This is a genomic window from Pseudomonas sp. FP1762 (assembly GCF_030687105.1).
Taxonomy (GTDB): domain Bacteria; phylum Pseudomonadota; class Gammaproteobacteria; order Pseudomonadales; family Pseudomonadaceae; genus Aquipseudomonas; species Aquipseudomonas siliginis.
Map to the genome: position 1 here is coordinate 3,261,600 of NZ_CP117458.1, position 15,929 is coordinate 3,277,528.

General features: G+C 57.9%; 10 protein-coding genes. 6 read left to right on the plus strand and 4 right to left on the minus strand.

From position 1 onward, the window contains the following. Positions 1-27: 27 nt before the first annotated feature. From PSH90_RS14480 to PSH90_RS14495, 4 genes are read right to left on the minus strand one after another with little or no spacing between them, the layout of a single operon-like run. Positions 28-1,242 (minus strand): hybrid sensor histidine kinase/response regulator, encoded by a 1,215-nt coding sequence (locus PSH90_RS14480; RefSeq protein WP_305380859.1) that lies wholly within the window; start codon positions 1,240-1,242, stop codon positions 28-30. Further along, positions 1,236-1,829 (minus strand): chemotaxis protein CheB, encoded by a 594-nt coding sequence (locus PSH90_RS14485; protein WP_076562741.1) that lies wholly within the window; start codon positions 1,827-1,829, stop codon positions 1,236-1,238. The genes PSH90_RS14480 and PSH90_RS14485 overlap by 7 nt, the downstream gene beginning before the upstream one ends. Then, positions 1,826-2,659 carry a protein-glutamate O-methyltransferase CheR gene (locus tag PSH90_RS14490; protein WP_041480257.1) on the minus strand — a complete coding sequence of 278 codons (834 nt, stop codon included), beginning with the start codon at positions 2,657-2,659 and terminating at the stop codon, positions 1,826-1,828. Before PSH90_RS14490 ends, PSH90_RS14485 begins: the two co-directional genes overlap by 4 nt. Further along, a complete protein-coding gene (locus tag PSH90_RS14495) occupies positions 2,659-6,132 on the minus strand; it encodes a response regulator (RefSeq protein WP_305380861.1) in 3,474 nt (1,157 codons plus the stop codon). Before PSH90_RS14495 ends, PSH90_RS14490 begins: the two co-directional genes overlap by 1 nt. 265 nt (positions 6,133-6,397) lie before the next feature. Here PSH90_RS14495 and PSH90_RS14500 point away from each other — a divergent pair, with 265 nt between their 5' ends. From PSH90_RS14500 to PSH90_RS14525, 6 genes are all read left to right on the plus strand, one after another. Further along, positions 6,398-6,757: a response regulator gene (locus PSH90_RS14500; RefSeq protein ID WP_095180108.1), complete on the plus strand. Its 360-nt coding sequence runs from the start codon at positions 6,398-6,400 to the stop codon at positions 6,755-6,757. A 606-nt stretch (positions 6,758-7,363) separates the two neighbouring features. After that, positions 7,364-10,852 (plus strand): hypothetical protein, encoded by a 3,489-nt coding sequence (locus PSH90_RS14505; protein WP_305380862.1) that lies wholly within the window; start codon positions 7,364-7,366, stop codon positions 10,850-10,852. A gap of 96 nt (positions 10,853-10,948) precedes the next feature. Then, entirely contained in the window at positions 10,949-12,253 is a 1,305-nt protein-coding gene (locus PSH90_RS14510) for a glycosyltransferase (RefSeq protein WP_305380863.1), read from the plus strand. Positions 12,254-12,360: 107 nt separating this feature from the next. Further along, positions 12,361-13,224 carry a phospholipase gene (locus PSH90_RS14515; protein WP_236169055.1) on the plus strand — a complete coding sequence of 288 codons (864 nt, stop codon included), beginning with the start codon at positions 12,361-12,363 and terminating at the stop codon, positions 13,222-13,224. Positions 13,225-13,312: 88 nt separating this feature from the next. Continuing rightward, positions 13,313-14,218 carry an AraC family transcriptional regulator gene (locus tag PSH90_RS14520; RefSeq protein ID WP_056789758.1) on the plus strand — a complete coding sequence of 302 codons (906 nt, stop codon included), beginning with the start codon at positions 13,313-13,315 and terminating at the stop codon, positions 14,216-14,218. A 342-nt stretch (positions 14,219-14,560) separates the two neighbouring features. Next, positions 14,561-15,871: a sugar ABC transporter substrate-binding protein gene (locus tag PSH90_RS14525; protein ID WP_236169056.1), complete on the plus strand. Its 1,311-nt coding sequence runs from the start codon at positions 14,561-14,563 to the stop codon at positions 15,869-15,871. The last annotated feature ends 58 nt before the right edge of the window (positions 15,872-15,929 follow it).

The following is a 15,929-nucleotide window of genomic DNA, read 5'->3' on the forward strand; positions in this document are numbered from 1 at the left end:
TCAATAGCTGCTGATACGACCGTGTGGTCACTCAGAGGTTGCGTCGGATATGCCGTTTTCCTGGATTGGCAGACAAACGCGAAACAGGGCGCCCTCGTTGATTTCACTCTCGACGACGATGGAGCCGCCATGGGCGGCGACGATCTGCTCGGAAATGAACAGACCCAGCCCGAGCCCGGCCACCACCGTCTTGGCGGACACCCGTTCGAACTGCTGAAAAATACGCTTCTGGTTCTCGGCGCTGATGCCGATGCCGTGGTCTTGTACCTCGACCCGGGCCTCGTCATCTTCGCGATAGACGCGCACCTGAATCGGGCTGCGACCACCGTAACGCAAGGCATTGGTCAGCAGATTGGACACCACTTGCTCGATGCGGAACTCGTCCCAGCAACCTTCTACCGGCGCCGATGCCTCGAAGGAAACGCTGGTTTCTGCCGCTTCCATTTGCGAGGCAAAATTCTGCAGCAGATTGCTGACCAGTTGCACCAGATCGAAACGACTCGGGCGGATCGACAGTTTGCCGGTGCGGATTCGCGAGACATCGAGCATGTCTTCAATCAGGCGAATCAGGCTTTTGATCTGCCGCTCATCGCGGTCGACCATTGCCTGCATTTTGTCGAGGGTGAACGCCGCGGCGTTGTCCCGGGACAGGTGCATCTTGCGCAGCTGGGTTTCAAGAATCAGGCCATTGAGCGGTGTACGCACCTCGTGGGCGACGATGGACATGAAGTCATCGCGCATGCGCACCGCCTGTTCCAGCTCAAGCTGCGTGCTTTGCAGCTGTTGCAGCAGCGCTTCCTGCTCGCGTCGGGCCTGCTCGAGCGCCTCGACCTGCTGTTTCATGGCCTTGCTCTGGCGATACAGATCAACGAAAACGTTGACCTTGCTCTTCACCGCATGAATGTCCAACGGCTTGTGCAGGAAGTCCACCGCACCGCTTTCGTAGCCCTTGAACGCGTAGTTGAGTTCACGGCCAGCGGCGCTGACGAAAATGATCGGAATGTTCTTGGTCTTCTCGGTGCCGCGCATCAACTCGGCCAATTCGAAGCCGTTCATGCCGGGCATCTGCACGTCGAGAATGGCCATGGCGAATTCGTGTTGCAGCAACAGCGACAGTGCCTCGTCCGCCGACAGAGCCTTGTAGACCGTGCGATCCTCGCGCTTGATCAGCGCTTCCAGCGCCAGCAGGTTTTCTGGCAGATCGTCAACGATCAACAGTTTGGCTTGGATATTACTCAGCATGCGATTCGTTCCAGCTCGACTAGCAGACGGCCGATGCCGTGAATGGGTAGGACATGATCCGGCTGCAGAACGTTCAGTGCAGCCTGGGGCATGGTGGCGACTTGTGCATCATCGGGGTCTTGAACAATGGTCAGGCCGCCGCAGCGCTTGACGCAGGCCAACCCGCGCGCGCCATCGTGATTGGCGCCGGTCAGCAGCACGGCGGCGAGTGTCTCGCCGTAAACGTCAGCGGCCGATTCAAACAGGTAATCAATAGACGGCCGCGAATGATGCACGCGATCCTCCAGGCTCAGCGACAGGCTGCGATCCGCTTCGACCGACAAGTGATAACCGGGCGTGGCGAAATACACCGTGCCGGCTTCAATGTCCTGCTTGTCTTCAGCTTCCTTGACCGGCATCGCCACGCGGCGGGAGAACACTTCGGCCAGATGACTGCGGCGCTCTTCCGGCAGATGCAGAACGATGATGATCGGCAGCACATAGCCTTTGCGCAATGGCCCGAGCAGGGTCAGCAACGCCTCGACACCGCCTGCGGAGGCGCCGATCACGACGGCCTCGATGCGAGGCAGGCTCGGGGTGTCGTTCATGATTTGCGGTAGATCCGTTCTTGTTTGACCAACGCCTCGAACTGGTTCGAATAGTTGGAAAAATCCAGGGTTTCCTTGCTGCCCAGCACCAGAAAGCCGCGATGCGACAACGATTCATGGAACAGCCCGAACGCCCGGTCCTGCAACTTCTTGTTGAAATAGATCAGCACGTTGCGGCAGGAAATCAACTGGGTTTCGGAGAACACGCTGTCGGTGGCCAGGCTGTGGTCGGCGAATGTCACGTTCTCGCACAGGCTCTTGTCGAAAATCGCGTAGCCGTAGGCTGCCGTGTAGTAATCGGCAAACGAACGCTGACCGCCGGCCTGCTGATAGTTGGCAGTGTAGGCGCGGACGTTTTCCATGGAGAAAATCCCTTGCTTGGCCTTCTCCAGCGAGCGCGGGTTGATGTCGGTGGCGTAGATGATCGTGCGGTCGAGCAGGCCTTCCTCGCGCAGCAGAATCGCCATCGAATAGACCTCCTCGCCCGTGCTGCAGCCGGCAATCCAGATTTTCAGCGACGGATAGGTACGCAGCAGCGGCACCACTTCGTTGCGGATCGCCAGGAAGTGCGACGGATCGCGGAACATCTCGCTGACCGGGATCGTCAGCAGTTGCAGCAGCTGCATGAACGCGGTCGGGTCGTGCAGGACTTTTTCTTGCAGGGCCGAGATGGTCGCGCACTCGAACTGACTCAGCGCGTGCTGCACCCGGCGCTTGATCGAAGCGCCGGAGTAGTCGCGAAAGTCGTAGCTGTATTTCAGGTAAATCGCCTCGATCAACAAGCGTAATTCGATTTCGCTGTTGCGCTCGGCCGGACTGCTGCGTTCCACTAGATGCGTTCCATTTTCGGTAACCACACACGTATCAGCGAGAACAGACGATCAAGGTCGATGGGCTTGGCCAGGTAGTCGTTGGCGCCCGCTTGCAGGCAGCGCTCCTGATCGTCCTTCATGGCCTTGGCCGTCACCGCGATGATCGGCAGCTTGCGCCAGCGCGGATCCTTGCGGATTTCCATGGTGGCTTCGAAGCCATCCATTTCCGGCATCATCACGTCCATCAGCACCAGGTCGATGTCCTCGACTTCATGAAGTTTCTCAATCGCTTCGCGGCCATTACGGCCGATCACCACGACTGCGCCTTTGTGTTCCAGCGCGCTGGTCAGGGCGAAGATGTTGCGCACATCGTCGTCCACCAGCAGCACTTTGCGACCTTCAAAGACCTTGTCGCGGCTGCGCGCGGTCTTGAGCATCTTCTGCCGTTCATGGGACAGCTGCGATTCGACTTTGTGCAGAAAGAGTGTGACCTCGTCGAGCAACCGCTCCGGCGAGCGTGCGCCCTTGATGATGATCGAGCGTGAATACTTGCGCAGTTCGGCCTCTTCATCGCGGGTCAGATTGCGTCCGGTGTAAACGATGACCGGCGGGAACGAGCAGATGTCCTCGGTGGACATGCGCTTGAGCAGATCGTTGCCGAGCATGTCCGGCAGCTTGAGATCGATGACCATGCAGTCGTAGATGGTCGTGCGCAGCAATTCCAGGGCGTCCTGGGCCAGGCCGACGGCAGTGATTTCGATGTCTTCGTCGCCAATCAGCCGCGCGATGCTTTCGCGTTGCAGATCGTCGTCTTCGACCAGCAGCACGCGTTTGACCTTCTGCGTCAGCTTGGCCTCGAGACGGGCGAACACATCCTTGAGCTCTTCGCGGGTGGTCGGCTTCACTGCGTAGCCGATCGCGCCCATGTGCATGGCGGCTTCGACGCGGTCTTCCACGGAAATCACGTGCACCGGAATGTGCCGGGTTTCGGCGCGTTCTTTCAAGCGTTGCAGCACGGTCAGACCGGAATGATCCGGCAGGCGCATGTCGAGCAGGATCGCATCCGGCACGAATTCGCGCGCCAGGTCGTAACCTTCGTCAGCGCCGTGGGCGACCAGACACATGTAGCCCAACTCATGGGCCAGGTCATAGAGGATACGGGCGAAGTTCGGTTCGTCCTCCACCACCAGAATGCAGCGGGTGGCGAACGGTGCCTTGTCGCGATCGTCGGCAAAGCGCGGGATGACTGCCGGAATCGCCGATGCCAGCGGAGCCGCAACAGCAACTGGCGCAGGCGTCACAGGTGCCGGGTGGAAGGTCAGCGGCGCGGCCGGCGTTTCACCGAATTCGTGATACTGACGCGGCAACACCAGCGTAAACGTACTGCCCTGCCCCGGTACGCTGTCGACGCTGATCGAACCGCCCAGCAATGTCGCCAGATCCCGCGAGATCGACAAGCCAAGGCCGGTGCCGCCGTATTTGCGGTTGGTGGTGCCATCCGCCTGACGGAACGCTTCGAAAATACTTTCCTGCTGATCGGCTGCGATACCAATCCCGGAATCCTTGACGCTGAAAGCGATGTGATCATTCGGCTGCGCGGTGATGCTCAGGCTGACGGCGCCCTGCTCGGTGAACTTGATCGCGTTGGAGAGCAGATTCTTGATCACCTGCTCCAGACGCTGACGATCAGTGAACAGCAAGCCCGGTGCGTCCGGCTGGACCTCGACGGTGAACGCAAGGTGCTTGTCGGCAGCAAGCGGTTCGAACATCGAGCGCAAGCCGTCGACCAGACGATCGACGCGGGTGTTTTCGGCAATCACTTCAAGTTTGCCGGCCTCGACCTTGGAAATGTCGAGAATGTCGTTGATCAGGTTGAGCAGATCGTTGCCGGCCGAATAGATCGATTCGGCAAACTTGACCTGTTCCGCCGACAGATTCTGCTGCGGGTTTTCCGCCAGCAGCTTGGCCAGAATCAGCGAACTGTTGAGCGGCGTGCGCAGTTCGTGGGACATGTTGGCGAGGAATTCGGACTTGTACTTGCTCGAGCGTTGCAGCTCTTCGGCACGCTCTTCGAGTTGAATCTGCGCCTGATTCAGCTCGGTGTTTTTCTTGTCCATCGCATCGCGCTGTTCGGCGAGCTGCTCGTTGGTCTGCTCCAGCTCCACTTGCTGAGTTTCCAGATGCGCCTGGGATTCCTTGAGAATCCGCGACTGTTCTTCCAGCTCTTCGTTGGCAGTCTTCAGCTCTTCCTGCTGCACTTGCAGCTCTTCGTTGAGCTGCTGGGTTTCGGCGAGCACTTCCTGCAAGCGCTGACGGTAGCGCGCCGCCTCGATCGACGTGCCGATGTTGCCGGCAATCAGCTCCAGCAACTCGATGTCGCGCTCGGACAGCGGACGCAGAAAACCCAGCTCGATTACGCCGTTGACCCGATCATCATCGCTGGTCGGCACCACCAGCACGCTGTGCGGCAGGCCTGCGCCGAGGCCGGAGCTGACTTTGAAATAGTCGCCAGGGACCGCGTCGAGACGGATCAGGCGTGCTTGTTCTGCGACTTGGCCGACGATGCCTTCACCGCTGTAAATCGTCTGGTTCAGCTCTTCCTGCTCGCGGGAGAAACCATAAGTCGCCACGCGCTTGAGGCCGCCATGTTCTTCACGCACATACAGCGCAGCGACGGCTGTGCCGAGGTATTGCGCGCAGAATTGCAGAATGTTGCGCCCCAGCAGGTTCAGCGTCAGTTGCCCCAGCACCTGCTCGGCCAATTGTGTCTGGCCGTTGCGCAGCCACGCCTGCTTCTCCAGGCGTTCGGCGCTGGCCTGTTGCGCCGCGAGGTTGGCGCTGTAATTGGTCGACAGATTGACCAGGTCACGGCGGCCGATGTAGGCCAGCAAACCGCTGATACCAACGATGAAAATCAGATAAAGGGTGATGCTCCAGATGGTGGTGCGACGCACATCCTCGTTGCGCGTGGCGCGCAGCACTTGCTCGGTTTCGATGACGTCTTCGAACTGCTTGCGAATTTCGTCGGTCAGTCGCTTGCCCCGCCCGGCCTTGACCGCACCGCGATAATCGCCGCTGCTGCGCTGCAGGTCGATCATCGATTGCGCGTAGTTGGCCCATTCCACCTGCAACGCTTGCAGGCGACGCAAGCGGTCGGTCTGCACCGGATTATCGGCGGTCAGCTCCAGCAACGTATTGAGAGCGACGTCGATACGCGGCTTGGCAACTTCGTACGGGTCGAGAAAGTGCTCGTCACCGCTAAGCAGATAGCCGCGCATGCCGGTTTCGAGATCGACAGTGAGTTTCACCGCCTCATTGGCGTTATTGATCACCCGGTCGGTATGCTCGACCCACTGGATGACGGACAGCAAATAGGTGATCAGTGAGACGAAAAACACCGCACTGAGCACGCCGACGCCCAGCGGCAGGCTGACGTTGCGACTCAGAAGTTTGCGGAACCGTTGTTCATCAACCGAGGACGGAGAGGACATGGGGCAGCCTTGTCGAACTGTTGAAAACCCGAGAGTTTGCCCCAAAACCCCGCCATGGATCCATTTTTCTCACACAAATGATGGCATTTTCCTACGCACACCTGCGCATTGGACGACGCCAACGGTTATCCTTGCCGCACCACACGACCTGTTCTTTTTTGTATCAGCTCGGGAACTTGTGGCTATGCGCCACTTACTCATGCAAGAGTCCGGCAAAATTCGCTTGCCCGGTATCCCCCGATTTCATTTTTCTGAGAGTCCTGCCATGTCTGCCACTCCATCCACTATCCTGGTCGTAGAAGACGACTCCATCGTGCGCATGCTTATCGTCGATGTGCTGGAGGAGCTGGAATACACGGTATTGGAGGCTGATGACGGCAACGCGGCACTCGAAATCCTTGCGGATCCTGGCAAAGCCATCGATTTGATGATGACCGACTACGGCTTGCCTGGCATGAATGGCCGCGAACTCTCTCAAAAGGCCCGTCAGCTGCGCCCTGCTCTGCCCATCCTGTTCGCCAGCGGTTATGCCGAGAGTCTCGAAGTACCCGATGGCATGCATGTCATCGGCAAGCCCTTCTCCATCGATCAATTGCGCGACAAAGTTAAAGGCATTCTGAAATAAACGTGATAAATGTCCGTCGCAGATGCAACTTGTCACATCCGAAAATAATCAGCAACTAACTAACACTGCCATTGCTTAACCTGCCAGCTCTATCCTGAATAATCTTTGGCCGCGTTAATAAATAACGAAATACAGCCAGGGAACTTTCGATACTCATTCAGGATAGAGCCCATGCAGTTCATTTCTTCCGACGTGCCTGCCGCCGTCGATTGCTCCGCTTCCGACAAACAGGAACGCGCGCTTATTGTTCAGTCACTTGCCGAAGCCCTTAAGGCAACTGAGTTTGAAGTCTCGGCCGACAGTTACTCGGCAAGCGCCTCGCTGCCGGTCGCCACTGTATTCAATGTGCAAGATCGCTTCATACCCCGGGTCATCGGCAGCAGTTTTGACGAACGCTGTGAACCAGCACGCAATGCCTTGAAAAATTTAATTGCAACCCCGGAGTTTGCGCAGCTGTTACGCAACCATTCTTTTTCAGCTGATATTAACCTAGCAGTGGATACCAACGCCGGAGTTCTCGTTGTTTATGACTCAGAGTTCGAATCCCATCGTTTCAGTATTGCACTGGATAATGCTGAAGTTTCGGTGTTTTCCGAAGAACTCGATATGCTCGCCGATTTGGCGAAGAACATCGGCGGCGTCGTTTATTCCGGCCAAGTGATTGGCATAGTGCAATGGTTGAAGTTCAACGGTTATGACGTGCCGACGAACATTGCCGAAACCCGGGCACTGATTGAATGGCTGGCCTTCGAACTGCCCGAGCCACCCGCCTTGGGCGACTACCACGAATTGCTCCACGCCGATGAGTCGTCACCGTTTCATCTATCGATGGCGGACCGCAAAATCATAACCCAGACAGTGCATGAGCTGACCCAAGGTGCGGCAAGCCTGTTGCAGGTACTGGCGTTCGCCAACTTCAACCTGATTCCGGCACAGGACATACGCGACAACGCGGACAAGTTCCTGCACAACTTCCTGAGGCGAAAAACCGCTCGCGCCCTGGGAGAAACCCTGCATGCACGCCTTGGCTGGCATCTGGAAGCCAATAACGCGGACGTGCGCGAACGCCAGGTCAATGAGTTAGTCATCGCTGCGCTGATCATCGACATGCAATTGCGCTCCGATCAGCCTCTTGTCGCCGGCTATGACTTCTATCAACCGGCGAATTCCACACTCAGCGCTGCCGAAGTACGCGTCCTGTTCGAACAGCATCTGGTTGATCTGGGCCTGAGCGAAGCGCACAACGCGCCACTGGCAGCGCATCTATTGATCGCGGGTGCAGCACCGGAGTTGCTGATCGACCAGATCCCGCCCGGGCTCACGCTGGACAAGCCAGGCTGGGTAACTGCGCGCCAGAGCGCTGCCGTGGTCGAGCACGCCGCACCTGGCAGCTCGCGTGCAATGACGTTTGCACAACTCAAGGCGTTTTCCGAGCTGACCCCGGTTTCCGGTGAGCTCGACAAGTTGTACGAAGCGGCGGCGATCCCGGCGGTGGTGGACTGGGCGGTACTCAACGGAGTCATCCCTTACCGCAGCGACAAAGACTACGACAAGACCACGGTGATCAAGGCCAGCGCGTATTTCTCGCGTTACATGGAGGCTCTGGCCCAGTCTGAAACAGGCTTGTCCACCGCGCCACCGGACCGGCGCAAAATCGCTTTGCGTGCGCTGGAGCAAGTGATGCCCGCCGGCGCCTATCTCGAACAGCCGGCCTTCGAAATAAAGTACCTGGACAGCTTCGGCGAACGTAGCTGGCTCGAAGGGTTGAAGGCTGCGCATCCGGCGGGGATTCTTACCGAGTTCTGGAATTTCCTCGCCAGCGCCACTGACAACAACCAATACGCGATCAACGGCCTGTTGCGCCTACGCCTGTCGATTCTCGATCTGTATCTTTCCGGCGATCTGGTTGAAGACGGACAACTTTCGGACAAATTCAAGACCCGCGACAACTTCCACCCCCCGGCCGATGCCTTCACCCGCCTGGCCGAACTGCAATCGCCGTCGCAACTGTTTGATCAGGCGTTTGATCGTTACTACCGGAACGTGCGCGAGGGTCTATCGTCCCTGATCAAAATGGCGATCACACAGATGCCAGAGCATGATCGTCAGGCCTTGACCAGCGGCAAAATGACCTTCTACACCGTCAGGAAGGAGGTCAACCCACTGAATCCGCAGCAAGAAACGCAAATCCAGCGAGATGAGGCCAATGGGCGTTACGGGATAATTCTTTGCTGCGACGACGGTGATCGGCTGCGCGCTTACGAACTGTTCACGCTGCGCGGCGTCTGCTACGAGCGTCCGGATCTGGCGCTCAAGCTGCAAGACACCGGTCTCATTCATCAACGGCCGACCCTTTCATACACTGGCAGCAAGTACGATTTTCAGGACAAGAACAAAGCCAGCGAGTGGCCCCTCGATTACGCCGCCTACCGCGAAGGCAGCGAACCACGCCAGGGCATGACTTCAAAAGTAGTGGTGGAGAAGCTCTGGCAGTTGCAACTGCAAGAGACTGATGTGCGCGCGGTTCCGCTGTTCTTTTCTGCGCAACTGGATGAGATCGCCCAATGCGTACTGGACAACCATCCTGTCGCCCGCCGCGAAGAGTTGTATGCCGCACTGGATGTGCGCAACGGCCTGGAAGAATGGCGCGACACCAGGGAGATCGTCGAGAACCTGGCAATCAACGTCATCGTGCCGTTCAAACAGTGCATTGAAGACATTCGTTCCGGACGCACCGACCGTGTCGCCGAAGGCATTGGTGGCTGCATTCTGGATGGCCTGTCGGTCATCGGCCTGCTGGTCGGTCTTGGCGCGTCGGCAGCGAGCATCATCGCCAAGACCGGGTCGACCACCCTAAAACTGCTGAAAGTCGCCAAAGCCGTGGCCCGAGCGGCCGTGTCGCTGATCAACCCGCTCGACGGTTTGCCCGCCCTCGCCCGCAAAGGTTTTCGTCTGGTCAAACGCGGCGTGGTCTTTGCCGGTGAAACCGCGCTCGACACCGCGCACACTGCCAGCGTGCAATTGAAAAGGTTGATCCATGGCGTCGAGAGTCGGGACTGGCTCAGGCTCTCCCACACCGGCGATGTGCGTCAGGCGACCTGGCGAGGCGCCGACGCGCTTGGCGAGGCGATCGACATCGCAGTGCTGGAACGCAACCAGGACTGGCACGCGCTGAGCATCCGCACCGGCGGTGCCTGGGGCCCGCGCCTGAAACTGCTCGACCTGGGTAACTTCGCCCCGTTGAAGCGCCTGTTCGGCCGCTTCAAGCCATTCAGTTACACCCGCGGTTATCTGAAAAAAGCCATTCCCCGCGCCCGGACCAAGCTGGACAACTCCATCAACGCGCTGTCGCAACTGTCTTCCAACGACGACATTCGCGCGGTGCTCAAGCATGTGTTCGGTAACGATTCCGATGAAGTGGCACAGCACGTGTCGAAACATCTCAGCGCGATGCGCAAGGATCTCGAGTCGATCAGCTTCAGCAATGTGACGTTCCGCCCGCATCAACCCGGCGTGATCGCCTCGCTTTCGCCACCGGCCTATAAGCGCTGGCAGAGAGCGCTGCGCACCGGCGAAAAAATCGATGAGTCCGCAGGCCGGTTTCTGTCGATCTACCCGGACAATCTCGATGAGTTTTACAAGTTGTCGCGCTACGACGACGGCAGCGTCGCCGACGTGCTGATTCACGAAATGTCCCACGGTGGCCCGGACACCCTCGACCTGTACTACGGCAAGGTCTACCCGGAGTTGCATCAGGCGGAGTTCGATGCGGTCGGACTGCTGGAGCTGGCTCGGGACGCGCGCAAGGCGCATCCGGACAACCTGATCAATCCACACCACGCTCTGGCGCACCGACCGGGATTCGTCGAGTTCAACCAGGTAAAAGCCAGTCTGCCGAAACTGGTCCAGGACCATCCGGCGCTGGCCAACGCTGAGTCATACATGCTTGCGGTATCGCTGCTCGATCAAGCGCAAACGCGTCCGGCCATATTGAGCTTCAATGTGAAGACTATCGACAATGCCGTGCGCAACACCGCTGCCGGCAAGTTTCTGCAAGGGCCGCTGCTGCTCAATCTCGCCAAACCGGTCAGTTAAGCGCTGAAACGGCTGATCGGTGGACAGGGTGCATTTCAATCACTTCGCTGTGGTTTAATTGCGCCCTTTTTTCTTCCATGGGTCAGAGGATCAGTCGTGAGCCATTCGCGTACCACCAAAGTTCTGGTCATCGGCTACGTCTGGCCAGAACCGCGCTCATCGGCGGCCAGCGGGCATGTCATGCAGATCCTCGAGACATTTCTCGATCAAGGCTGGGACATCACGTTCAGCAGCCCGGCCGGCCCGGGTGAACACAAGGCTGATCTGACGGCGCTGGGCATTCGCGAAGTATCGATCGAGCTCAACAACAGCAGTTTCGACACGTTCATCAGCGGGTTGGCACCAGATATCGTGCTGTTCGATCAGTTCATGATGGAAGAACAGTTTGGCTGGCGTGTGGAGAAACACTGCCCGGACGCCCTGCGCCTCCTGGAAACTTCCGACCTGCAAAGCCTGCGGCATGCGCGTCATCAGCGCCTGAAGGACCGGCTGAAAAGCAACGACGAGCAGACTGATTTCACCGGGCTGTTTGCACCGGCATTGCCCGAAGAATTCCAGCTGATGGCCGGCACCGATCTGGCCAAACGGGAAATCGCTGCGCTGTATCGCTGCGACTTGAACCTGATGATTTCCGAAGTCGAGATCGACCTGCTGGTGGAGCAATTCGGCCTGCCCCGGCAAATCCTGCATTGGTGTCCGTTGATGATTGATCTTCCGGACACCGCCCCGCCAGGTTTCGAAGAGCGGGAGCATTTCCTCAGCATTGGCAACTTCCGTCACGCGCCGAACTGGGATGCCGTGCTCTGGATGAAGACCACCCTCTGGCCGCTGATCCGCGCGCGCTTGCCTCGCGCGCAACTGCATATCTATGGCGCCTATACACCGCCCAAAGCCACCGCACTGCACAACCCGGCCCAAGGCTTTCACATCATGGACTGGGCCGAAGATGCACTTGAAGTGATGTCGGCAGCACGAGTCTGCCTTGCGCCATTGCGCTTCGGCGCGGGAATCAAGGGCAAACTGCTCGATGCCATGCTCTGTGGCACGCCGAGTGTGACCACACCGATCGGCGCCGAAGCCATGCACGGCGAAGCTCCGTGGCCGGGAGCGGTCGCCCTCGACGCAAACACCTTTGCCGAACAGGCGGTGCAACTGTACGAAAATCCGGCGCGCTGGCAGCAGGCGCAGATTCAGGCTTCGGCACTTTTGCAGCAGCGTTATCAGCGCAGCGTACATGGCCCGAGCCTGATCAACCGGATAAATGATTGCCGACAACACTTGGCACAACTTAGAAACGACAACTTCACCGGCGCCATGTTGCGACATCACACACTCAAAAGCACTCAATACATGGCTCAATGGATCGAAGCCAAAAACCAGCTGAGTCCAACAGAGCGCTGATTACATCAATTACATGACTTGCATTAAAAGCCAACTTTCGCAATAACACGAACATGCTTATAAACATCCTGCGCGCAACTTACTAACCACTTCGCAGGATGTGCAACATGGAAAACTTCGACGATATACCAACCCATCAATGGATGGCTTATTCACCACAAATCGATAATCTTTCGTTATTTGAAATGACCCTGCCCGGCGCGCATAACGCCGGTTGTGACTGGGAAGCGTCTTACGCCCTTATTCCCGGGAAAAACTGGCTTGCCTGCCAGGACGTTTCCTTTTATTCGCAGTTGAATCGCGGCGCTCGCGCACTTGATGTTCGCCTTGTATACAACAGCAAGGCGAAACAACTGGCGAGATTCCGTTTCCACCACAATGGATTCAACTCTTCGCGAACGCTTGAAGACCTGATCAGGGACGTTAAGGGGTTTTATGAAAGAAGCCCGAATGAGTTTATCATTCTGGACTTTCATGAACTTTCCAGCGCTACAGATCCATTCAACCATGAGGAATTCAAAACAGCTTTGCTGGAACACCTTGGGGAACGGATCATTCCCACCGACAATCTGCATCTGACAATTGGCCAACTCAAAGCCATCAATCCATTGCAACGCATTATGGTGGCCGCGCCGATGACCTGGGAAAGCGAAGACTTTCGTTTCTACAGACCAATCAATCACAAGTGGATCGGCAAATCACAGGTCAGCACCTCGGATCTTTATGGCTATATAGACAACGTACTGAGCACACCTGTCAGTACGCTTCGCCCATGGTCGCTGTCGGCAACCAGTTACACACTCGGCGGGCCGCAGCGAATCCTCGACAGTCTTGACGAGTGGTTCGACCCGGAAAAATCCGATTGGGCGCGCAAGTGCAACATTATCAATTTCGACTTCATCAAAAATTCCAACATCGTGCGTTTCTGCCAAATGGCCAACCTGCAAAAGGCGCGCGACAAGCTCAGTTGAGCGGTCACCACGGACGGCCGGTCGGAAGTGGCACAAATGGCAAAAAACGAGGCATGATCGCGCAGCGATAATAAAAAAGTGCCCCGTCATGACCCGAACCGCTCGCGTGACCGACCCTTCCTACGAGTTGATGGACGACCATAACGGTTTGTCCATCATCTACCGCCAGCACGGCTTCCCCTGCCCGCTGGTGCGCTGGCATTTCCACAAGGAGTACGAGCTGCACCTGATCGTGGCCAGCTCCGGCAAGGTGTTCATCGGCGATTACATCGGCAACTTCTATCCAGAGACTTTGTTTTTGACCGGTCCCAACCTGCCGCACAACTGGATCAGCCAGGTCGCCGAGGATGAAGTGGTGGAGAAGCGCGACATGCTGGTCAACTTCACCGACGAATTGTTCGAGAGCGGGCACCAGGTGTTCGCTGAGCTGAAATCCCTGGCGCCACTGCTTGAGCGTGCGCAGTACGGCATCGAATTTCGTTGCAAGCGCACGATCCGTCAGGCCATGACACTGATGCAGCGGATCGCCGACAGCACCGGCATCACTCGCCTCGGGCACTTTTTCATCCTGATGGAATTGCTCGCGGCCAGTGATGACTTCCAGTTGTTGTCCGGCGCCACCACGCCGCAACTGGCCGACGAACACAACATCGACCGCACCAACCGCGCGGTCGACTACATCTTCAGCCACTACGCGCGGGACATCTCACTGGAAGAAGTGGCCGAACACCTGGGTATGACACCGACCTATTTCAGCCGGGTATTCAAGCAGGCCACCGGGCGCAACTTCATCGAATTCGTCAATCGCCTGCGCATCAGCAAATCCTGTGAGCTGCTGGCCGATGGTGACAAACCGGTGACCGAGGTGTGCTTCGAGTCGGGCTTCAACAATATTTCCAACTTCAATCGACGCTTCCAGCAACTCAAGGGCATGACGCCGTCGCACTATCGACGGCTGGCGGTGCAACGGCTGACAGAACAGAACCATCTCTGACGACACGCCACCTGTGGGAGCGAGCCTGCTCGCGAAAGCGGTCTGTCATTGAAAAATCCTGTGGCTGACACACCATCTTCGCGAGCAGGCTCGCTCCCAAAAAAAACCGTGCCCCGGCTGGCGAAATCTGTACGCATTCGCTAACGCCCCCTCGCGCAAAACCCCTTCCCTGCGTTCACCCGCTCAAACCCCAGTGCAAAAAAGTATCGACAAAAGTGCTAGGGATGATTTGTCAGCTCCGCCGTGGAAGGCTGTAATCAGCGCAGATTCTTCCTGCATTCGGAAGACACAAAAACAATAACTGTCCTTCTGCCCCGTCGGGTGTCAGAAAAGGAGTGCACGATGCAACCCACTGCAAAAGCTCTGCTCGCTCTCACCTGCATGACCCTCAGCAGCGTCAGCCTTGGCGCCCAGACCCTGACCATCGCCACCGTCAACAACAGCGACATGATCCGCATGCAGAAACTCTCGAAAACCTTCGAGAGCGAGCATCCGGACATCAAGCTCAATTGGGTGGTGCTGGAAGAAAACGTCCTGCGTCAGCGCCTGACCACCGACATCGCCACTCAGGGCGGCCAGTTCGACGTGTTGACCATCGGCATGTACGAAGCCGCACTCTGGGGCGGCAAGGGTTGGCTGGAGCCGATGAAGGACCTGCCGGCCAGTTACGCCCTCGACGATGTCTTTCCGTCGGTGCGCGAAGGCCTGTCGGTGAAGGGTTCGCTGTATGCGCTGCCGTTTTACGCGGAGAGTTCGATCACCTATTACCGCACCGACCTGTTCAAGGAAGCCGGGCTGACCATGCCGGAGCGGCCGACCTGGGAAGAGATCGCCGGGTTTGCCGAAAAGCTCACCCACAAAGACAAAGAGCAGTACGGTATCTGCTTGCGCGGCAAGGCTGGTTGGGGCGAGAACATGGCGCTGGTCACCACGGTCGCCAATGCTTATGGCGCGCGCTGGTTCGATGAGCAATGGAAACCGGAATTCAGCGGCCCGGAGTGGAAAAACGCGCTGAATTTCTACGTCAACACCATGAAGAAATCCGGCCCGCCGGGCGCATCCAGCAACGGTTTCAATGAAAACCTCGCCCTGTTCAACAGCGGCAAATGCGCGATCTGGGTCGACGCCAGCGTCGCTGGTTCGTTCGTCACCGACAAGACCCAGAGCAAGGTCGCCGATCACGTCGGTTTCACCTTCGCTCCGCATCAAGTCACGGATAAAGGCTCGGCGTGGCTGTATTCGTGGGCGCTGGCGATTCCGACCAGCTCCAAGGCCAAGGACGCAGCAAAAACCTTCAGCGCCTGGGCCACGTCCAAAGAGTACGGCGAACTGGTTGCCAAGACCGATGGCATCGCCAACGTGCCGCCGGGCACCCGCGCTTCGACCTACAGCGACGCGTACATGAACGCCGCGCCGTTTGCCAAAGTGACGCTGGAATCGCTGAAAGCCGCTGACCCGAGCAAACCGACGCTGAAACCGGTGCCGTACATCGGCATTCAACTGGTGACCATTCCTGAATTCCAGGCAGTCGGCACCCAGGTCGGCAAGCTGTTCTCGGCAGCGCTGATCGGCCAGACCACGGTGGATCAGGCGCTGGCGGCGGCGCAGCAGACCACGGAACGCGAGATGAAGCGCGCGGGTTATCCCAAGTAACCGCTGAATGCCTTGCTCCTGCCTCTTGTGGGAGCGAGCCTGCTCGCGAAGGCGTCGT